Here is a 20,619-nt window from a genome sequence, read left to right as displayed (position 1 = left end):
CTCTCCGTTCCTCTCCGTTCTCGGGTGCGGCGGTGTCAGGAAGGGGCGCCGGCGATCTGGACGTTCTCGAGCACGCCGAGGGCGTCGGGCACGAGCACGGCGGCGGAGTAGTAGGTGCTGACCAGGTAGGAGATGACGGCCTGGTCGTTGATGCCCATGAAGCGGACGTTCAGGCCGGGCTCGTACTCGTCGGGGATGCCGGTCTGCCACAGGCCGACCACGCCTCCCGCGGATTCGCCGGTGCGCATGGCGAGGATCGAGGAGGTGCCCTCGTCCGAGACGGGTATCTTGCCGCAGGGCAGGATCGGGACGCCGCGCCAGGCGGGGATGCTGTGGCCGTTGACGTCGGCGGTGTCGAAGGCGAGCCCGCGCTTGTTGCACTCGCGGCCGAAGGCGGCGATGGCCTTCGGGTGCGCGAGGAAGAACTTGGTCTGGCGGCGCATGCTCAGCAGCTCGTCCATGTCGTCCGGGGTGGGCGGGCCGGAGTGGGTCTGGACGCGCTGGCTGTAGTCGACGTTGTGCAGCAGGCCGAACTCGCGGTTGTTGACGAGCTCGTGCTCCTGGCGTTCGCGCAGGGCCTCGATGGTCAGGCGCAGTTGCTGCTCGACCTGGTTCATGGGGTCGTTGTAGAGGTCGGCGACCCTGCTGTGCACCCGCAGGACGGTCTGGGCGACGCTCAGCTCGTACTCGCGCGGTTCGAGCTCGTAGTCCACGAAGGTGCCCGGCAGCACCGGCTCGCCGGTGTGCCCGGCGGCGAGGGCGATGTCGGCCTCACCGCGCTTGTTGCGGGGCAGTTCGCCCTCCTCCTGGCGCCGCCGGACGTGGGAGCGCAGCGACTCGCTGCGGCCGGCCACCTCCTCGTACGCCGCGCGCGGCAGGGCGAGCACCGTGCACGCGGTCAGGGCACGGGCCGTGAAGTCCCAGCCGCCGGGCTCGGCGGCCACGGTCCGCCCGCCGAAGAAACCGCCGTCGGCCAGCATGCCCCGGCGGGTGTCCTCGCCGTAGTGGCCGGTGCCGAGCTTCTCCACCTTGCCGTGCGCGATCAGGTACACGTGATCGGTGGGGCGGCCGGCCTCCGCGATGACCTGGCCGGGCTCGTACTCGCGCTGCTCGAAGCGGTCGGCGAGGGCGCGCAGGACGCCCATGTCGGCGAAGCCGCGCAGCAGGGGCAGCTCGCCGAGCTCGGCGGGGACGACCCTGACGTTCGCGCCTTCCTGGACGAAGGTGACGCGGCCGTCCCCGACCTCGTACACGAGCCGCCGGTTGACCCGGTAGGTGCCACCGCTGACCTGGAGCCAGGGCAGCATGCGGATCAGCCAGCGCGAGCTGACGCCCTGCATCTGCGGCACGGACTTGGTGGTGGTCGCGAGGTTCCGCGCTGCCGCGATGCCCAGGCTGAGCTGTGCCTGGGCACCGGTGTACTCCTGCTGCTCCGGCTGGTCCGGCAGCGCTGCGGTCGACATCCCAGGTCCTTCCGTCTCGGGGCCCGTAACGGCCTGCGAGCGCCGGTGCCCACCTCGGTGACCTGCGGTGACGGCGCTCCGGCGGGGAGTGAACCAGGCCGGGGCGGCGCCGGTCGAAAGCGGGCGGCCGGGTACGGCGCATTCACGCCACTTGCGCATCGAAGGACCCTGTGGCCACTTGAGTCACTCCGGTCGGGGTGTCAAGGGCCTTTCGGGGGCGAATCGTTGGGCCGTACGGGCCCGTTGGTTCACCTCCGGCAGCGGGGTCGACGCGTCCGGGGCGACGACGTGGGGGCCGTGCGGGAGCTGGGGTGTGCGGTGTCCGAGGATGACGAGATCTCGTCGTCCGGCGGCGGGACGACCATCACCGGGCAGTCGCAGTGTCGCAGGCAGTAGCGGCTCACCGAGCCCTTCAGCAGGCGGTGCAGCGCCCCGTGCCCGCCGCCGCCCACGACGAGGACGTCCCCGTCCTCGCCCGACGCCTGCACCAGCAGGGGCGCCGGCGGTCCGAGGGCGATGGCGGGAGCGCAGCGGACGTCGGCGGGCAGACCGCCGAGGACGCGCTCGCAGGAGTCGACGAGGCGCCGGTACGCCGCGCGGTCGAGCTCGCGGGCCGTGCGGGGGTCCGGCGGCCAGAGCGTGTCGATGTAGTCGCCCATGGGGGACGAGTAGACGAGGACGGGACGGAGCGTGGCGTGGTGGCGCCGGGCCTCCTCCGCCGCCTTCCGCAGGGCGGCGAGGCTGTTGGCCGATCCGTCGACCCCGACGACGACGCGACGTATTGTGCGGCTCATTTCTCCTCCGTCCCTCCCCCCTCTCCCTCCGGATTCGTGCCGTCCACGCTACGAACGCCGTGCGGGGCGCGGTATCGGCCGATCGGCCCACGAGGCGGAGGCACTCTCCCCGGCCGCGACCACCAGCACCGGGCACGCCGCGTGCCGGAGGCAGTGGCGGCGTGCCGAGCCGTACCGGAGCCGGTGCAGCGGGCCGTGGCCACCGGTGCCCATGACCAGCAGGTCGGTGTCGTGCCGGGCGCAGGCGACCAGCGCCGGGCCGGCGTCCGCGCGTACGACCACGGGGACGACCCGCGGCCGGTCGCCGGTCTCGCGCAGCGTCCTGCCGCAGGCCTCCTCCAGCCGTTCCCGGGCCTGGCCCTCCCAGATGTGCCGGACGTCCTCGGGTGCGGGGTTCATGGCGTCGAGGGCCTCACCGCCCGGGGGCCGCCAGGCCAGTACCGGGCACAGCTCGGCACGGTGGCGGACCGCCTCCCGCACGGCCAGTTCCAGGGCCGCCCGGCTTCCCTCGGAACCGTCCACTCCGACGACCACGCGCTTGACGAGCCGCGACATCTTTCTCACCGGCTTCCTGTAGCGAGTGCCGAGTGCGTCGCTCTCCACACTGGTCACGCCGGTGGGCGTGAGGCATCCACCGTTCGGCCGGTTCAGCCTGTTCGCCGTTCCTGCCCCGCGGGCCGTCCGTGGCCGGTCGCGCAGTTCCCCGCGCCCCTTTGGGCGCGGGTCGTCACTCGACGACGAGCTCGACCGGGATGTTGCCGCGGGTCGCGTTGGAGTAGGGGCAGACCTGGTGGGCCTGCTCGACCAGCTTGCGGCCCGTGGCGGCGTCGACCGCGTCGGGCAGCTCCACGCGCAGCGTGACCGCCAGCGCGAAGCCCTCGCCCTCCTTGCCGATGCCGACCTCGGCGGTCACCGCGGCGTCGCCGAGGTCGACCTTCGCCTGCCGGCCGACGAGGCCGAGGGCGCTGGCGAAGCACGCCGCGTACCCGGCGGCGAACAGCTGCTCCGGGTTCGTGCCCGCGCCGTTGCCGCCCAGCTGCGCCGGGAGGGCCAGCTGGACGTCGAGGAGGCCGTCGGAACTGACGGCGCGGCCCTCACGGCCGTGGGTGGCGGTGGCGACGGCGGTGTACAGGGCTTCCATGGGAACCATCCCTCTCGAAGATCGCGGCGGTGGCCGGGTCCGGACCGCCTGACGACCATCACGGTAGTGCACGATTAAGTTGTGCGCAATTAAATGCCCGTCGAGATACCCTGGGGCCCATGACGAAGCCGCCGACCGCCCCGACGCCCGGGAACGCGCCCCACGAGGACTACCTCCGCCTGGACCGGCAGCTCTGCTTCTCCCTGAACGCCGCCTCCCGCGCGTTCGGCGCCGTCTACCGCACTCTCCTGAAGGACCTCGGCCTGACGTACCCGCAGTACCTGGTCATGCTCGCCCTCTGGGAGCACACCGAGCTGCCCGTGAAGAGGCTGGGCGAGCTCCTGCGCCTGGACTCCGGGACGCTCTCCCCGCTCCTCAAGCGCCTGGAGGCGGCCGGGCTCGTGCACCGCGAGCGCAGCGCGCAGGACGAACGGTCCGTCCTCGTCCGCCTCACGCCGGCGGGCACGGCACTGCGCGAGGAGGCGGCCCTCGTGCCGGTCCGGATCGCGGCGGCCACGGGCTTCACCGCCCAGGAGGCCGGGGAACTGCGCGTGCTCCTCGAGAAGTTGACGCTCGCGCTCGACGGCGCGGCCCTCGACGGCGCATCGCTCTGCGACTGACCCGGAGCCGGCCGGCTCGATTCCGCACCCGGCCGGAGCCGGGTGCGGCGGCGGAGCGGCTCAGCCCCGCGAGTCGGTGCGCAGGGTGGCGAAGAGGCCCCGGGCGCGGGTGCCGTCCTGGAGCTGCCACCAGCCCAGGACATGGCCGGCCGCGCCCTCGGGCGGGGTGTCCGGACCGGGGCGCAGCACCCGGTGCAGACGGAGCGCCACACCGTGCGGCGCGTCCGTCAGCTCGGTGGACTCCGCGTCGTCGGTGACGGAGGCGAAGGCCGCGGTCACGGGGCCCCGGCCGCTGAAGGAACGGGCGATCTCGTGGTCGGGGGTGTCGTTGACGCTCTGGGCCTGGGCCTGGGCCCGGCCCTCGATCAGGGCGAGGAGCCCGGCGGTGAACACCGGGTCGTGGCAGCCGTCGTAGGCCCAGCGCTTGCCCAGCACGCCGTGCTCCATGGTCCCGACGAGGGCGTCCTCCGCCCCCTCCAGCGGGGCGCCCCGATAGGTGAGCGGCACCAGGTAGGCGACCGGTTCCGGGCCCGCCGTGTCGGTCGTCACCATGAACTCGATCCCGACCTCCCCGGCCGGGTCGTCCAGCCGGAAGCCGCCCGCCTTGCTCAGCCGCGGCGCGCCGGTTCCGGGGCGGTACCACGGCCGGGAGGGCAGCCAGGAGGTGAGCAGCTCGTCCTTGGTGGGGGTGAGGGTGGTGCGGTGGATGACAGCCATGCCTCTGGGTTCTCTTTCGTCGAGCGGTGGTTGAGCGGTGTATGACTCCTCATCATGTGCGACGTCAGTCGTCGACCGGAAGGCCTCGCGGCTCCTTGATCCGCTTCATGATGATCTGCGAGTTGACCTCGGTGATGCCCGACAGCGTGGTGAGGCGCTCGATCCACAGCCGCTCGTAGGCGGTGATGTCGGCGACCGCGATGCGCAGCAGACAGCCCGGGCTGCCGAAGAGGCGGTACGCCTCGATCACGTCGGGGATGTCCTGGAGCGCGGCCTCGAACTGCTCGACCGCCTCGCGGTCGCGCTTGACCTCGATGGAGACGAGCACTTCGAAGCCGCGTCCGACGGCCTCCGGGTCGATGACCGCCCGGTAGCCCTGGATGACTCCGTCCTGTTCCAGCTGGCGGACGCGGCGCATACAGGGGGACGAGGTGAGACCCACGCGCTGGGCGAGGTCCTGGATGGTCAGCCGCCCGTCGTTCTGGAGCTCACGCAAGATATTCCTGTCGATCTGATCCATTGCGCAATTATCCACCACGCAATGGGCGTCACCGCGCTCGACATGGCAAACCGATTGCGCCCGATTCGTCATATCGTTGCCCCGTCCAGAACCGGCGTACGCCCCCGGCGCGCGCTGCGGTGACGAACTACGAGCAGAAGTGAGCCGACGTGGGACAGGTCGTCGTCATCAGCACAGGCGGAACGATCGCCAGCCGCTGGCAGGGGTCGGGCTTCGCCGCCGACGCCAAGGGCGGGGACGTCCTCGCGACGGCCGCCGTGCCCGACGGCGTGACCGTGCGGGTCGTGGACCTGATGAGCGTCAACAGCGCCCGGCTGACCAGCGCCGACCAGCTCGCGCTGCTGCGCACGGTGCACGAGGTGCTGGCCGACCCGGACGTGGACGGCATCGTCGTCACCCACGGCACGGACACCCTGGAGGAGTCCGCCTTCTTCGTGGACCTCCATCACGGCGACCCCCGCCCGGTGGTCTTCACCGGCGCCCAGCTGCCCCTTGAGGACCCCACCGGCGACGGGCCGCGCAACCTCCACGACGCCCTGCTGACCGCCTCCTCGGTCCGCGGCCTCGGTGTGCTCGTCGCCTTCGACGGCCAGGTGCACGCCGCGCGCGGCACGATCAAGGTGCGGACGCTGGCCGCCGACGCCTTCGCCGACCCGTCCGGGAGCCGGATCGCCGACGTGGGCACCGGCGGTGTCGTCGTCCACCGGCGGCCCGAGCGGCCGGAGCCCCTCCCGCTGCCGGCGGCGGACGGGCCGCTCCCCCGGGTCGACGTGGTCATGCACCACTGCGACGCGGACACGCTTCTGTTCGACACCGCCGTCGGCGCGGGCGCCCAGGGCATCGTCCTGGTCGCGACCGGCGCGGGCAACGCCACCCCCGAGATGGCCGCTGCCGTCGCCGGCGCGGCCTCGCGCGGTGTGCTCGTCGCCGTGTCCACGCGTGTGCCCAGCGGGCCGGTCGCCGAGATCTACACCCACGGCGGTGCCGTGGACCTCGTCGCCGGCGGAGCCGTGCTCACCGGCACCCTGCGCGCCGGCCAGGCCCGCATAGCCGTCCTCGCGGCGACGCTCGCCGCCACCGACCCGGCCGCGCGCGACCGGGCCCTGCGCCAGGCCCTCGGCTCCCCCGCGCCGGCCGCCGAGGCGCACGCCGGACCGGCGGCCGAGGCGCACCCTGCGCCGTACGCGAACGCCTGATCACCCCCACCCCCACGGTCTCCCCCCACCGCCACCGCACCCGATCGGACCCTGATGACGGCCTCCGTCCCCCACCCCGCCACCGCACCCGACAGCGCCCCGTTCCGCAGCGAGCACGACCTCCTCGGCGACCGGGACGTCCCCGCCCACGCGTACTACGGCGTCCACACCCTGCGGGCCGTGGAGAACTTCCCCATCACGGGGACCCCGATCGCCGTCTACCCCGACCTGGTCACCGCCCTGGCCGCCGTCAAGCAGGCCGCCGCGCAGGCCAACCGCGACCTGGGCCTGCTGCCCGGCGACAAGGCGGACGCCATCGTGCGGGCCTGTGAGGAGATCCGCGCGGGCCGCCTCCACGACCACTTCGTCGTCGACGTGATCCAGGGCGGCGCCGGCACCTCCACCAACATGAACGCCAACGAGGTCATCGCCAACCGGGCGCTGGAGCACCTCGGCCACGCCAAGGGCGACTACCGTCGCCTCCACCCCCTGGAGGACGTCAACGCGGGGCAGAGCACCAACGACGTCTACCCCACCGCCGTCCGGCTCTCCCTCCAGCTCGCCGCCGACCGGCTGCTGGAGGCCATGGAGACCCTGCGCCTGGCCTTCGCCGCCAAGGCGGAGGAGTTCGCGGACGTCCTCAAGATGGGCCGCACCCAGCTCCAGGACGCGGTGCCCATGACGCTGGGCCAGGAGTTCGCCGCGTACGCCGTGATGCTGGCCGAGGACCGGGCCCGCCTGGAGGAGGCCCGCGCCCTGCTCCGGGAGATCAACCTCGGTGGCACCGCCATCGGCACCGGCCTCAACGCCCACCCCGAGTACCCGGAGCTCGCCTGCCGCCACCTCGGCGCGATCACGGGCGTCCCGCTGAGCGTCGCCGGTGACCTCGTCGAGGCCACCCAGGACATGGGCGCGTTCGTCCAGCTGTCCGGCGTGCTCAAGCGGATCGCCGTCAAGCTCTCCAAGACCTGCAACGACCTGCGGCTGCTCTCCTGCGGCCCGCGCGCCGGCCTCGCCGAGATCAACCTGCCGCCGGTGCAGGCGGGTTCGAGCATCATGCCCGGCAAGGTCAACCCGGTGATCCCCGAGGTCGTCAACCAGATCGCCTTCGAGGTCATCGGCAACGACGTGACCGTCACCATGGCCGCCGAGTCCGGCCAGCTCCAGCTCAACGCCTTCGAGCCGGTCATCGCCCACAGCCTCCTCAAGAGCATCGCCCACCTGAGCTCCGGCTGTCTGACGCTGGCCGAGCGGTGCGTCACCGGCATCACCGCCAACCGCGAGCACCTGGCCCAGCTGGTCGGGCAGTCCATCGGCCTGGCCACCGCCCTCAACCCGCACATCGGGTACGAGAAGGCCACCGCCGTCGCCCAGGAGGCCCTGACCACCGGCGCCTCCGTCCGTGACCTCGTCCTGGCCAAGGGCCTGCTCACCCCGGAGCGGCTCGAGGAGATCCTCCACCCGGACAACCTCGCCCGCCCCCACTCCGTGGCCGTCCACGGCTGATCGCCGCGGCCCGCTCCGTACTCCGTCCCAGAAACAGAAAGAAGAAGTACCCCCATGGCAACGGCGCCTAGCGTCTCGTATTCGATGACGGTCCGGCTGGAGGTTCCCGTGTCGGGGACCGCGGTCAGTGAGCTGACCACGGCCGTGGAGTCCTCCGGTGGGTCCGTGACCGGTCTGGACGTGACCGCTTCCGGGCACGAGAAGCTGCGTATCGACGTCACCATGGCCACCACCTCGACCGAGCACGCCGACGAGATCGTCGAGAAGCTCCGCGGCATCGAGGGCGTCGTCCTGGGCAAGGTCTCCGACCGCACCTTCCTGATGCACCTCGGCGGCAAGATCGAGATGGCCTCCAAGCACCCCATCCGCAACCGCGACGACCTCTCCATGGTCTACACCCCCGGTGTCGCCCGCGTGTGCATGGCCATCGCCGAGAACCCCGAGGACGCCCGCCGCCTGACCATCAAGCGCAACAGCGTCGCCGTGGTCACCGACGGCTCCGCCGTCCTCGGGCTGGGCAACATCGGCCCCAAGGCCGCCCTGCCCGTGATGGAGGGCAAGGCCGCCCTGTTCAAGCGCTTCGCCGGCATCGACGCCTGGCCGATCTGCCTGGACACCCAGGACTCCGACGCCATCGTCGAGATCGTCAAGGCCATCGCCCCCGGCTTCGCCGGCATCAACCTCGAGGACATCTCCGCCCCCCGCTGCTTCGAGATCGAGGCGCGGCTGCGCGAGGCGCTGGACATCCCGGTCTTCCACGACGACCAGCACGGCACCGCCATCGTCGTCCTGGCCGCCCTGACCAACGCGCTGCGCGTGGTGGGCAAGAACATCGGTGACGTACGGGTCGTCATGTCCGGTGCGGGCGCGGCCGGTACGGCGATCCTGAAGCTGCTGATCGCGGCCGGGGTGCGGCACGCGGTGGTCGCCGACATCCACGGCGTGGTCCACACCGCCCGCCCGGACCTGGTCTCGGCCGGGCCCCAGTCGGCGCTGCGGTGGATCGCGGACAACACCAACCCCGAGGGCGTCACCGGCACCCTGAAGGAGGCCGTGCGCGGCGCGGACGTCTTCATCGGCGTCTCCGCCCCGAACGTCCTGGACGGCGACGACGTGGCCGCGATGGCCGAGAACGGCATCGTGTTCGCGCTGGCCAACCCGGACCCGGAGGTCGACCCGGGCATCGCCCGCAAGACCGCGGCGGTGGTGGCGACCGGGCGTTCGGACTTCCCGAACCAGATCAACAACGTGCTGGTCTTCCCCGGCGTCTTCCGCGGCCTGCTGGACGCCCAGTCCCGCACCGTCAACACCACCATGATGCTCGCCGCCGCCCGCGCCCTGGCCGACGTCGTCGCCGAGGACGAACTCAACGCCAACTACATCATCCCCAGCGTCTTCAACGCGAAGGCGACGGAAGCCGTGGCCTCGGCGGTCAAGCGCGCGGCGCTGGCCGTCGGCCAGGAGCGGTAGCAAACGCAACGGTCCCGGGACCGGCCACATGGGCCGGCCCCGGGACCGGATCAGCGGATCAGGCCTCCACTCCGTAGTACTGGGCGAGGAATCCGGTCACGTCCGCCGCGTGGGGGCTCAGCTCGGGCAGGTGCGTGGCGAGGGCCGTGCGCACGGCCTCCGTGAGCCCGGCCAGGCTGGTGGCAGCGCCCTTGACGTACGGGTCGAGGCGGCGGACGAGCTCGTAGTTGCTCTCCACGTCGAGCTGCCGCATGGCCCGCTCCAGCGGCGGGGCCTCCGCCCCGGCCACCGGCGGCAGCAGCCGGCTGACGAACGTGACGCGGTGCATCACGCGCCAGCACGGCGGCTTGCGGTCCGACTGACGCGCCTGGCGCAGCGCGGCCGCGTTGGGGTCGGTGCCGTTCTCCAGCCAGGTGGGGTCGACGACCTTGTGGAAGAAGGTGTCGAAGTGCTCGGTGTCCTCGCCCAGGTAGAAGCTGAGGAACCGGTAGGCGTCCACCTTGCCGGCCGCGTTGACGGGCTTGCCGTCGGCGTCGAAGACGGGCTTGCGGTTGGCGTCGTACTGCTGGACGTTGCCGGACGGTGAGCAGGTGACGTTCAGTCCGAAGGAGCGGGTGGCCTCCTTGCCGCGGGCCCGGGTGACGGACATGCCGCCGCCGACGGCCGCGTCGAGCTGGGCGTTGATCCCGACGCCCATGATGTCGAAGGACGTGCCGACGGACGCGCCCACCGAGCCGGACAGTGAGTACGAGCCGGAGGTCGTCTCGCTGACCGCGTCGGTGGTCTCGGTGGTCTCGGCGAAGAATCCGCCGTCGGCCGTCCAGACATAGGTGTTGACGAGATCGCGCCGGGAGAAACCGTCGCCGGTGGTGTTCCCGGCGGTGTCCCGGCCCTTGCCCGGCGCGGTGTCGCCGCCGATCGCGCCGCCCAGCACCCGGCCCGCCCGCTCGGCGGTGGGGTCGGGGGCGTGGGTCTCGGTCGACACGGACTCGTAGTAGCCGCGCAGCCGCTGCTGTTCGCGCTGGATGCGGCGCTTGACGGCGTAGGCCTCGCGCGGCTTGTAGTAGCTGTACTCGCCGTGGTCCCGGGCGCCCGCGTAGTCGGGATCGAGGACCTTGCCGCGCTCGTCGTAGCCGACCGCGCCGTCCAGCGTGCCCTGCTTGGTGTAGCGGGGGTTGATGGGGAAGGGGACGACGTTCCAGTCCTTGGGGATGTCCGGGTTGGGCTGGATGCGGTAGGCGACGAGGGAGCCGCTGTGCGCCAGGCGCAACGCGAAGACGTCGGCGGTCTGGGACTGGACGAGCGCGAAGCCGGTGTTGACGGGGATGTAGCGGCGGCCGAGCGCGGCGTTGAGGGGCTTCAGCGGGTCCTCCCAGCTGCCGGAGAGGTCGACCTTCATGGCGCGGGAGGTGTTCTCGCCCTGGGAGACGGCGGTCTCGTCGGCCCAGCTGTTGGAGAACTCCAGGCTGCCGCGCACGCCCACCGACACCTTGGCCTTGGCCATGGACTTGGCGACGCCGAAGCCCAGCGGTGCGGCGATCATCCACATGTCGACGTCGACCTCGTTGGAGAGGGCGAAGCTGAACGCGGCGTCGACGCTGCGTTCCTTGGCCGACGACAGCGAGTGGACGACCTGTTCGGCCTGGGTGAACTCCACCGACGCCACCCCGTCGTAGGTGGCGCGGTCGGGGTCGACGGTGTTGGGGGTGAGGTTCTCCGACGGCACCGGGGGCGCGCCCTCGATGTAGCCGACGAGCTGGGGGGCGAACTGCACCTGGCTGACCCATTCGCTGACCAGGTCGCCGACCTTGTAGCCGGTGACCAGGTGCCAGCGGCCGTCGCGCAGGTAGCCGTACGCGCGCTTGAGCACGCCGAAGGCCTCGCCCTTGGCGGTGTACTGCATGTCCGCGTACTCGGCGACGGCGGGCGCGCCGGAGACCGTCTCGTGGAAGGGGGTGCGCATGGCGGCCAGGGCCGAGCGGACCTGGGCGGTGTCGCTGGAGACGGGCGCGGTGGACAGGACGGCGGCGGGGCGGCGAGGGGCGGCGGCCAGGGTGAGGTCGTTGCCGCGCAGGCCCTCGTCGCGGACCAGGTTCGCGCTCTCGTCGGTGGAGGCGCGGTCGAAGGACCAGTAGGCGATCAGGTCCTCCTTCTCGCCCTTGAGCCGGGTGAAGAGGTTGTCGAGGACCTGTTCCTGGGTGCGGGCGGTGCGCCAGAGGCGCACCTCCTCCAGGATGCCGTGGAAGGGCTGGGTGATCTCGCCGTCCTCGATCCGGGCGCCGAGGGAGAGCTGGGTGTCGCCGTAGTCGGTGAAGTCCTTGCCGTCGAGGGGGTCGCAGGCCACGGAGACGCCGTTGCGGTAGATCCGGAAGGCGCTGCCGCGCGGGTCGGGGTTGCGGGTCCAGCGGGCGCCGCGCAGCCGGGCGGGGTGCGAGCCGGTGGTGTCGGCTGCGGTGTTCCCGGCGTTCTCCTCGAAGCGCCATTGGGCGGTCAGGCCGCGGTCGCGGGCGGAGACGGGCGTGCCGAGCTGCGCGGCGTCACGGGCGAGGCCCCACAGCCGGACCTCGGCGACGACGCCGGTGAAGGAGTGGACGTCCAGGCCCGTGCGGGCCCGGCCGATGTCGAGCGTGCCGGTGTTGCCCTTGGCGCCGGGCCCCTCGTAGCGGGCGGAGCCGGCCTCACGGCCGTCGATGAAGAAGCGGATGTCCTGCCACTCCTGGACGTCGACGGACTCCACGAGCTCGACGGTCTGCTTGACGGGCTTGCCGTCGGCGCCCGCGCCCGTGATCTCCTTGTTGCCCTTGCGCTCCTGCATCGACCGGCCGCTCTTGCGGACGACGGCGAGGCGGTGGAACGTTCCGGCGGCAACGGCCTCGGTGGAGGTGAAGCGCACGAGCCTGCCGTCCGGCTCCTCGAAGCCGAACTCCAGCTTTCCGTCGGGCAGGACGAGCAGCCGGTACGGGACGCTGCCGCCGGAGCCGTCTGCCGTACGGCCCTTGGAGAGCAGGCCCTGCGTCGCGCCGAGGGCGGCGACGCGGCAGAAGACCTCGACGGTGAGGTCGCCGGCGATGTCGAGCGCGTCGTTGTCGGGCGTCTCCAGATACGCGCCGTCGGAGAGCTCGACGGCCCAGGACTGCTCGTAGGCGGCGGCGAGGTGGGTCCACTCGTGCGGGGCGAAGGTGTCGCGGGTGGCCACCAGCCGGTCACCGGCCCCGGCGACGACGCGGTACGTCGTGTCCACGGCCTGCTTGATCTCGGCGGTCGTGGTCGCGGTGGTGACGCCGCCGCGCAGGTAGACATGGCGGTTGTTGCCGGAGCGGTCCAGGACGCCGGGCTTGCCGCCCACCTGGTCGAGCGGGTCGCCGCAGGGCCAGTAACCCATCAGGCCGGGCTCCTTGCCCGTCAGTCGTACGTTCTTGCGGTCCCGGATCTCCGCGGCGGTGCGGGCGGTGCCCCAGAGCCGGACCTCGTCCATCTCCACGGCCGCGTAGTCGGGCACCCAGCCGCCGAAGTGGCTGCCGAAGCTGAAGAGGCCGTCGCCCTGGTACGTGCCCGTGGCGATGCGCCGGTCCTCGGCGACGCCGTCCCGGTAGATCACCTGCTCCCGGGTGGTCGCGTCGAAGACGCAGGCCCAGTGGTGCCAGCCCGCGTAGTCCTGACCGTAGGTGGTGGTGAGGTCGTCGCCGTAGAAGCCGAAGGTGAAGGCGCTGCCCTCGCGCCAGCCGATGTGCAGGGCTCCTCTGGTGGTGCCCTGCGAGGTGCCGTGGCCGACGACGTACTGCGCCTTGCCGTTCCATTCCGTGGTGCGCCGGGCCCAGAACTCCACCGTGAAGGACTGGCCGGCGAGGCTGAAGCCGTTCTCGGTCATGGCCACGCCACTCCTGCCGTCGAAGGCCAGGGCGGGCACAACGGTCGCCGCCGGGGCGAGCAGGCCGAGGGTGTACGGGACGTCGCCGGTGCCGGCGTGGACGATCCTGGCCGCGCCGGACACCGACTCGGGGTTGACCCACGCCTCCAGCGTCAGGTCGCGGGCCACGGCCACCCGGTCCAGCCGCTCCTGCGGCAGGGTGAGGACGTTCCGCTGCCCGTCGAAGGAGTACGCCCGGCCGGGCTTGTCGGCGCGCCAGCGGCAGCCGTGCCCGGCGACGAGGTCCGAGACCTCACCGAGCGGGACCTCCCGGGCCGTACCCGGGTCGGCCAGCACCAGCCGGGAGCCCGCCGAGAGCGGGACGCCGGGGCGGTTGGAGGAGGCGCGGCGGTGGTCGTGGCGCAGCCGCTGGACGGGCTCGCCCGGCTGCGGCTCGGGGCCGCCCTCGCCGGCGTCCAGCCGGAGCGTGGTGGCCCCGGACGCGTGCCGGCCCTCGGTGAGGTAGAGGTGGCCGCCGACGGTGACGGGCGTGCCGACGGGCAGGGCGACGGAGAGGGGTTCGGCGAGCCGGAGCTCACCGCCGATCACGTCGCCGGCCTTGCCGCCGGACAGGAGTCTGCTGGTCGCGTCGAACGACTTCACCGCGCCGATCGTGACGGGCTCCTCCGGCGTGCCGTTGACGATGGCGGCGAAGTCGGCCGCGTGGCGCGGCAGCCCCTCCCAGGTCTCGCGCTCCTCGCCCCGCTCGATGGTCATGTCGCACAGGCCGGGTCCGTCACCGGCGGTGACGCGGATCGTGACCGAGCCCAGGCCGGTGCCGGAGTCGCGGGCGGTGAAGGTGACACCCTGGCCGTCGCCGGCCGTCAGCCGGCGGGAGGAGCGCAGGACCGTGGTGTCGTAGTAGGTGGCGAAGAACTGCCCGTTGGTGCCGCGGAAGTACAGCACGACGTTGCCGGTGGCGCTGTCCAGGAGGTACGGCCGGTCGGCCGAGCGGGCGAAGGCCAGCAGCGCGCCGGAGGCGCTCAGGCCGGTGCGGTCGAGGGAGAGCTGGGGTACGGGCAGCGCGATGTCGTCGGCGCCCTTGAGGCCGCCGGTGAGGCGGGCGAGCTCGTCGCGCTTGGCGGTCAGCTCGGCCTGGTCGGCCTCGATCTCGCGGCGGCGCCGCTCCAGCAGTTCGCGCTGCGGGCGGAGCTCGGCGAGCTGGGCGTCGAGGGCCTCCACGCGCTTGCCCGCGTCGCGGATGTCGGGGCTGCCGAGGTCGTGGAGGCGGACGCGCTCGAAGGCGAGGAGCCCTTCGCCGGACTCGGTGACGGTGGCGGAGTCGTACTGGACGACGCGGTCGCCGAGCCGGTCGGGGGCGCAGACGGTCTTCCCGCTCTTCCGGTTGACCAGGGCGCTGTAGCCGTCGGGATCGTAATCGAGGGTGAAGAGGCTGTTCGAGGCACCGGCTTCCCGGCGGTAGATGATGAGCTCACCGTCGTTGGCCGTGCTCGCGCCGGAGACGTTCATGTCCTTGCCGGTGTGGAGGTTGAGCACGTGGTAGGGGGTCGGCCCGCTCCAGGACGGTGGGAACTGGAGGGTCCAGAGTGCCGACTTCGCGTCCTTGTCGCCGGTCCGGATCAGCGGCGGGTAGTCGCCCTGGCCCTGCCCGTCGCCCTTGACCGCGAGGTACTGCGGCTTGCCGTCCCGGGTGTTCTTGAAACGCAGGCGGAACGCCCAGCCGCTGAGGTCCTGCGAGTACTGGTAGTACATCTCGCGCTGGAGCTCCAGCTCCGGCACACCCGCGGTCTGCCGGCCGAGCTCGCCGACCTCGGTCTCCTTGGCCGTGATGTCCCGGACCAGCTCCCGTATCCGGGCGTCCAGCTCGCTGATCGTCTCGACGTCGGCGCTGCCCTCCGGCGCGGCGAGCACCGGCAGCGCCAGCTCGTCCGGCACCTGTGCGAGGCGACCGTCGCGCCCGACGCCGAAGTCGACCGTGGCGAGGTACGCGTCCCCGGTCTCCGCGCCCGTCCTCGGGTCGGGTCCGGTGGTGGCGTACGACAGCAGGACGCGGGCCTGGCGCTTGGCGGGCTTGGGCTCCTGGCCGTAGCCGGTGGTGGTCTCCTCCTGCTGGTGGTACAGGACGGCGGAGAGCCCGGAGACGGTCTTCCGGCCGGCGACGGCGAAGCTGTCGCGGCGCACGCCGGGGTGGTCGCCGATGGGGGCCTCGGAGGTCACCCACTTCGGGCCACCGAGGAGTTCGCCGTGGCGGGCGTGGTCGGTCTGGTCGTGGAGGCGGGTGCCGGAGCCCTCGTCGAAGCGGTAGTAGGCGACGAGGCCGGGGTCGTTGCCTATGAGGCGGACGCTCTTGTCGCGGTTGAGCTCGTCGGCGGTGCGGGCGCGGTCCCAGATCCGTACCTCGTCCAGCTCGGCGCGGGCGCCCTGGGCGAGGGCGCGGCCCAGCAGCAGGGCGCCGGTGCCGGTGTAGCCGCCGTCCATGGTGCGGCTGCCGGCCTGCTCGCCGTCGCGGTAGACGGTCTGCCTGAGGGCGGCGTGCTCGTAGACGCAGGCGTAGTGGTGCCAGGCGGTGTCCTCGGTCCGTACGTCGGTGTTGAGGTCCTCGGCGTAGAAGGCGAAGGTGAAGCGGTTGTCCTCGCGGAAGCCGATGTGGAGGGAGTTGCGCGGGCTGCCGGCCTCGTCGCCGTGGCCCACCAGGAACTCCTGGCGGCCGTGGGCGGTGCGCCGTGCCCAGAACTCGACGGTGAAGTCGCGCCCGGCGAGCTCGGGTCCCTGCGGGATTCGCACGTGGGCGTCGCCCTCGCCAAAGGCCAGCGCTGTCTCGGCGTGGCCCTCCGAGCTCACGACCGGAATCAGGGGCAGGCCGGTGAACGGGCAGGTGCCGGGGCCCGGTTCGTAGACGGCGTCCCGGTGGGCGGGGTCGGGGCTGGTCCAGGCCTGGGTGCCCTGGAGGTTGAACAGGCCGTCCTTGCCCTGCTCGACGTTGAAGGAGTCGACGCGGCCCGTGGCGTCGTTGTGCGCGAAGATCTGCCAGCGCTGCTGTCCGTGGACGGCGGTGGGGACGAGCAGGGCGGTGAAGCGCCCGCCGGTGAGGTGGCGGACGAACGACAGCTCCTGCGTGGGCTCGTGGAAGGGGCGGCCTTCCATGTCGGTGGTGCCCAGGCTGTCCTTGGCGGAGTCGGGCCGGGTGCGGTGGCGGCTACGGCGGTAGCGGGCCTCCAGGACGGGCTTGAGCTCGCCGCCGACGAGTAAGAACCGGTCGCACAGGAGGGTGTCGGCGACGAGGGGCACCTTGGCCCCGGTGGCGTCCTTGACGTAGTCGGTGCGGTCCGGGTCGCCGGAGGAGGCCCCGCCGGTCAGCTTGTGGACGGCGTCGGGGTGACCGGCGGCGACGGACTGGCGCAGGACGACGATGTGGGTGCCGTCGGAGAGGGCGTGGAAGGGGGCCGGGGCGGTGAGCCGGGCGGTCGTGGACAGGAAGGGGTCGGTCTCCTCGGCGTCCAGCCGCTCGCCGGGCGCCGCCTCCACTCTGCCGCCGTTCTTGACGACGGGCAGCGCGGTGGTGCCGACAGCGGCGAAGCCCACGTCCGTGATCTCGGAGGGGAAGCGGAGCGGGAGCGGGTTCTCCGACCAGTAGGCGGCGTCGAGCTCGCCCTTGGCCTCGTCGTGCCGGGCCAGGTCCAGCACGGTGTAGACGATGCGCCGCCGGTCGTCCATGGCCAGGGCGACGGTGGTGCCCTGGTGGCGAACGGTGGTGGTGTGGACGTAGGAACGGTCGCTGTAGACCTTCAGCAAGTGCTGCTCGCCGGACAAGAACTCTCCTCGGGAGGGCGTGCGGCCGTGCACGCCGGAAGTCGTGGGGCAAAGGGCCGACCGGCCCCTTGCGGCCTGCGCCCGCTCCCCCGGGCGTGCGCGGCCGTCACACGATTGACCAGCGGGAATTCCCCGTCAAGGGAGTCATCGCGCCACTGTGTCCGGAAACGGCGCCGGTAACGACGTCCGCCCGGTGCCCGCGAAGGCAGGCTTCGCGGGCACCGGGCGGAGTGGGGGTCGTTCCGGTCGGCTCAGTGGTCGTGGGAGCCGGGCCGGTGGACGGGGCCGTGGGTGTCCTCGGCGTGCGCCCGGTGGCCCGTCGGGGCGGCGGCGATCTGCAGGAGTGCCTCCTCGTCCCGGTCCTCGCCGAGGTGGTCGACCTGGAGGGTGGCGTGGGTGATGCCGTAGTCCTCGCGCAGCTGGTGCTGGAGGCGGCGGCGCACGGTGTGGCAGTCGCCGTCGGGGGTGACCAGGACGTGGGCCGACAGGGCTGGCTGGCCGGAGGTGATCTGCCAGATGTGGAGGTCGTGGATCTCTACGACCTGGCCGGCGGCGGCCATGCGGTCGCCGACCGCGTCGGGGTCGATGCCGGCGGGGGCGGCCTCCAGGAAGATCCGGCCGGAGGCCCTGATCAGGCCGATGCCGGCCTTGAGCATGAGGACGACGACGGCGAGGGTGGCGATGGCGTCGGCGCGGGCGAAGCCGGTGAGCATGACGACGAGTCCGGCGACGGCGGTGCCGATGAAGGCGTAGAGGTCGTTGAGGATGTGCTGGAAGGCGCCCTCGACGTTCAGCGAGCTGCGGTTGGCCTTGGAGATGCACCACGCGGCCACGATGTTGACGACGATGCCGACGAGCGCGGTGGCGAGTACCAAGCCGCCCTCGACGTCGGGCGGGTTGATCAGGCGGCGCACGGCCTCATAGCCGAGCCAGGCGGCGAGGAGGACGAGCGTGAGGCCGTTGGCCTGGGCGGAGAGTATCTCGGCGCGCTTGAGGCCGTAGGTGTAGCCGCCGCGGGCGGGCCGGGCCGCCAGCCGCATCGCGATGAGCGCGAGCACGATCGAGGCGGCGTCGGTGAGCATATGGGCCGCGTCGGAGATCAGCGCCAGGGAGCGGGCGAGGATGCCGATGGTGACCTCGGCGGCCATGAACACGGTGATCAGCGTCAGGGCGATGGTCAGCCACCGGCGGTCGGCGTCGGCGGCGACGCCGTGGCTGTGGCCGCCGTGCCCGTCGTGCCCGGAGCCGTGGTCATGGCTGTGGGCGCCTCCGCCGGGGGCGTGATCATGGGTATGGGTGTGGCCGGGCACGGTGCCTCCTGGCTGCCTCGTCGGGGGCTTCGCCAGCGAGTGAACAACATGGATCGCGGGGTGTGCAAAGGCTGCAACGGCATCGGTTTCCAATACCGTTAACACCCATCTGACCTGCGGTTTTATCCCCGAGAAGCGAGGCTTGCGATGCAGCTGGTAATCGCTTTCAGAACCATTCGGCGAACACCGTGCCGGCCACCCGCTGCCGCCCTCACCCCCGGCGGCCGGGCTTGCCGCGCTTGGCGGTCCGGGAGGCGGCGGAGCGGGAGCCGCCGGAGGCGCCCCGGGTGCCCTTGGCGCCCGCGCCGCTCCTGCCCGCCGTCTTCCCCGCCGTCTTGCCGGTCGCCGGCTTGCGCCGGGCGCCGCCCTGCTCCGGGCGCTTCTCCTTGCGCTGGTCCTTCGGCTGCTCGGCCGCGCCGGGGCGGCGGCCCCGGGAGCTGTTCACGGTGCGGCCGCGGACGATCCCGATGAAATCGTCCACCATGTCGGTGGTCCGCTCCTCGGGCCACGACAGCGCGACGCTCGACTGCGGGGCGTCCGTGACCGTCCGGTACGTGAGGTCCTTGCGGTGGTGCAGCCGGGCGAGCGACTGCGGCACGAGGAGCACGCCCACGTTCGCCGCGACGAGCTCGATGGCGTCACCCGTGGTGGCGGGGCGCTCGATCGCGGGGCGGCCCGGCAGCCCGTTCTCCCAGTCGAGGGTGTCGTCGAGGGGGTGGAACACGATCTCGTCGGCCAGGTCGGCCAGCGCCACCTCCTCGAACGCCGCGATGAGGTGATCCTTGGGGATCACCACCACCGTGGTCTCGGTGTAGAGAGGGATGGCGCTGAAGTACTCCCGGTCGACGGGCAGCCGGACGAGCCCCGCGTCGGCGTCACCGCGGCGCAGCACGTCCGGTACGTCGGCGGCGGGCGTCGCCATGAGGTCCAGCGGGGTGTCCGGCAGTCGCTCGTTCCAGATCCGCACCCATTTGGCGGGGGTCGCGCCCGGTACGTAGGCGAGCCGGAACGGGGTAGGGGGTACTTCCGAGCCTGTCACCCGGCCAGGTTACCGGGCGTGGTCGGAAGGGGCGCACACGCTCGATATCCTTGACGGCATGACGTCGCACCAGAGCACCCAGACCATGAAGCCCGCGACCGCGGCGAAGAAGCTGGGTGTGTACCTCGAAGCCACCCCCACCGAGTTCCAGGAGGGTGTCGTCACGCGCGACGAGCTCAACGCTCTTCAGGCCGACCCGCCGGAGTGGCTGCGCGAGCTGCGCCAGAACGGCCCGCACCCGCGTCCGGTGGTCGCGGCGAAGCTCGGTGTCTCGATCTCGGGTCTGGCCCGCGGCGGGATCACCGAGGCGCTCACCACGGAGCAGATCGAGGCGCTGAAGCAGGAGTCCCCGGAGTGGCTCCAGAAGGAGCGCGCCACCCAGGCGGACGTCCGCAAGGAAGCGGTCCGCATCAAGGAGAAGAACAAGCAGAAGCAGGAGCAGCAGGGCCGCTGACGGTCCTGGTCCATGCCTCCCGGAGGGCGCCCGGCCGTATGCGGCCGGGCGCCCTCCGCTCGTTCACAGCCAGCTGACGCGGGCGCTGGTGAGGTTTTCCCCGGCCGGCGGGCGGGCCAGCTCGCCCTTGGCCACGCCGTCGAGCAGCTTGCGCACGGCCGCGATGATGTCGGGCGTCGCGTTACGGAGTTCCGCCGCGTCGTGCGGGCCGGCCTCGTCCGCCGCCACCCCGGACTCCGCCAGCAGGGCGTCCAGGTTCGTCAGCTTCCCGGCGACCCAGTCCAGGGGCGCGGCCGACAGTTCCTCGTCGAAGACCCGCGGGCCCGGGCTCCAGCCGTCGAACCTCGGGTGGTGATGGGCGCGGTCCAGGCTTCCGGCGGGGCCGTCGGCCGACTCCAGGAGGTCGGCCCGCCATACGGGACGGTCGACGACGATGGGCCGCGCGGCGTAGATGGTTCCCGTCAGGGGCTCTCGCCGGAGCAGCCGGATCTCCAGGCGCACTCCGTGCTCGGCGCCTTCCTGCCCCGGCGTGGGGTGGGGGTCGATGAAGTAGAGGTCACTGGCCACGACGCCGATCCGCTCGAATCCAAAGGCGTACAGCACGAATCCTCCTCCGGCTGTTCCTGGCGACCTATCAGGTGGCTGCGCTTCGGTCAGCGTGCCACGGCGCGGCCCCCGGGGCCATGGTGAGGATGCCCTGGGCGACCGCGC

Annotated in this window: 15 protein-coding genes; 5 read left to right on the top strand and 10 right to left on the bottom strand. The window is 72.3% G+C overall.

Features of this window, described 5'->3' with window-relative positions:
- Positions 1-35: 35 nt before the first annotated feature.
- The 4 genes from ACFYZR_RS25055 to ACFYZR_RS25040 form a co-directional block, all read right to left on the bottom strand.
- Positions 36-1,463 carry a family 2B encapsulin nanocompartment shell protein gene (locus ACFYZR_RS25055; protein ID WP_391913922.1) on the bottom strand — a complete coding sequence of 476 codons (1,428 nt, stop codon included), beginning with the start codon at positions 1,461-1,463 and terminating at the stop codon, positions 36-38.
- A gap of 248 nt (positions 1,464-1,711) precedes the next feature.
- The gene (locus tag ACFYZR_RS25050) at positions 1,712-2,257 is read right to left on the bottom strand and encodes a universal stress protein (protein WP_391913920.1); all 546 of its coding nucleotides are present in this window, start codon (positions 2,255-2,257) and stop codon (positions 1,712-1,714) included.
- Between the two features lie 48 nt (positions 2,258-2,305).
- Positions 2,306-2,812 carry a universal stress protein gene (locus tag ACFYZR_RS25045; protein WP_391914169.1) on the bottom strand — a complete coding sequence of 169 codons (507 nt, stop codon included), beginning with the start codon at positions 2,810-2,812 and terminating at the stop codon, positions 2,306-2,308.
- Positions 2,813-2,984: 172 nt separating this feature from the next.
- Entirely contained in the window at positions 2,985-3,398 is a 414-nt protein-coding gene (locus ACFYZR_RS25040) for an organic hydroperoxide resistance protein (RefSeq protein ID WP_189456210.1), read from the bottom strand.
- A gap of 119 nt (positions 3,399-3,517) precedes the next feature.
- Here ACFYZR_RS25040 and ACFYZR_RS25035 point away from each other — a divergent pair, with 119 nt between their 5' ends.
- A complete protein-coding gene (locus ACFYZR_RS25035) occupies positions 3,518-4,018 on the top strand; it encodes a MarR family winged helix-turn-helix transcriptional regulator (RefSeq protein ID WP_391913919.1) in 501 nt (166 codons plus the stop codon).
- 60 nt (positions 4,019-4,078) lie between these two features.
- On the opposite strand, the gene ACFYZR_RS25030 is transcribed toward ACFYZR_RS25035, so the two are convergent.
- Positions 4,079-4,735, bottom strand: a complete 657-nt coding sequence (locus tag ACFYZR_RS25030; protein ID WP_391913917.1) for a 1,4-alpha-glucan branching protein — start codon at positions 4,733-4,735, stop codon at positions 4,079-4,081.
- A 64-nt stretch (positions 4,736-4,799) separates the two neighbouring features.
- On the bottom strand, positions 4,800-5,255 hold the full coding sequence (locus tag ACFYZR_RS25025; RefSeq protein WP_391913915.1) for an Lrp/AsnC family transcriptional regulator: 456 nt from the start codon (positions 5,253-5,255) through the stop codon (positions 4,800-4,802).
- Between the two features lie 149 nt (positions 5,256-5,404).
- On the opposite strand from ACFYZR_RS25025, the gene ACFYZR_RS25020 reads away from it, so the two are divergent.
- Genes ACFYZR_RS25020 through ACFYZR_RS25010 form a run of 3 tightly spaced genes read left to right on the top strand, consistent with a single transcriptional unit; the run spans position 5,405 to position 9,427 of the window.
- Positions 5,405-6,451 carry an asparaginase gene (locus ACFYZR_RS25020; protein WP_391913913.1) on the top strand — a complete coding sequence of 349 codons (1,047 nt, stop codon included), beginning with the start codon at positions 5,405-5,407 and terminating at the stop codon, positions 6,449-6,451.
- Positions 6,452-6,505: 54 nt separating this feature from the next.
- The gene (aspA, locus tag ACFYZR_RS25015; RefSeq protein WP_391913911.1) at positions 6,506-7,957 is read left to right on the top strand and encodes an aspartate ammonia-lyase; all 1,452 of its coding nucleotides are present in this window, start codon (positions 6,506-6,508) and stop codon (positions 7,955-7,957) included.
- A gap of 54 nt (positions 7,958-8,011) precedes the next feature.
- Positions 8,012-9,427 (top strand): NAD-dependent malic enzyme, encoded by a 1,416-nt coding sequence (locus ACFYZR_RS25010; RefSeq protein WP_391913909.1) that lies wholly within the window; start codon positions 8,012-8,014, stop codon positions 9,425-9,427.
- A gap of 58 nt (positions 9,428-9,485) precedes the next feature.
- Here ACFYZR_RS25010 and ACFYZR_RS25005 read toward each other — a convergent pair whose 3' ends face one another.
- The 3 genes from ACFYZR_RS25005 to ACFYZR_RS24995 all read right to left on the bottom strand — a co-directional run bounded on the left by ACFYZR_RS25005 (position 9,486) and on the right by ACFYZR_RS24995 (position 19,454).
- Positions 9,486-17,105 (bottom strand): LamG-like jellyroll fold domain-containing protein, encoded by a 7,620-nt coding sequence (locus tag ACFYZR_RS25005; protein WP_391913907.1) that lies wholly within the window; start codon positions 17,103-17,105, stop codon positions 9,486-9,488.
- Positions 17,106-17,356: 251 nt separating this feature from the next.
- On the bottom strand, positions 17,357-18,415 hold the full coding sequence (locus ACFYZR_RS25000; protein ID WP_391913905.1) for a cation diffusion facilitator family transporter: 1,059 nt from the start codon (positions 18,413-18,415) through the stop codon (positions 17,357-17,359).
- A 211-nt stretch (positions 18,416-18,626) separates the two neighbouring features.
- Positions 18,627-19,454 carry a LysR family transcriptional regulator substrate-binding protein gene (locus ACFYZR_RS24995; RefSeq protein ID WP_391913903.1) on the bottom strand — a complete coding sequence of 276 codons (828 nt, stop codon included), beginning with the start codon at positions 19,452-19,454 and terminating at the stop codon, positions 18,627-18,629.
- 58 nt (positions 19,455-19,512) lie between these two features.
- Here ACFYZR_RS24995 and ACFYZR_RS24990 point away from each other — a divergent pair, with 58 nt between their 5' ends.
- On the top strand, positions 19,513-19,908 hold the full coding sequence (locus ACFYZR_RS24990) for a DUF5997 family protein (protein ID WP_391913901.1): 396 nt from the start codon (positions 19,513-19,515) through the stop codon (positions 19,906-19,908).
- A 63-nt stretch (positions 19,909-19,971) separates the two neighbouring features.
- On the opposite strand, the gene ACFYZR_RS24985 is transcribed toward ACFYZR_RS24990, so the two are convergent.
- Positions 19,972-20,511, bottom strand: a complete 540-nt coding sequence (locus ACFYZR_RS24985; RefSeq protein WP_391913899.1) for a hypothetical protein — start codon at positions 20,509-20,511, stop codon at positions 19,972-19,974.
- Positions 20,512-20,619 lie beyond the last annotated feature (108 nt).

This window comes from Streptomyces sp. NPDC001678 (assembly GCF_042892945.1).
GTDB lineage: Bacteria > Actinomycetota > Actinomycetes > Streptomycetales > Streptomycetaceae > Streptomyces.
The sequence above is the reverse complement of the archived record's forward strand: the minus strand, read 5'-3'. Positions and strand labels throughout refer to the sequence as shown.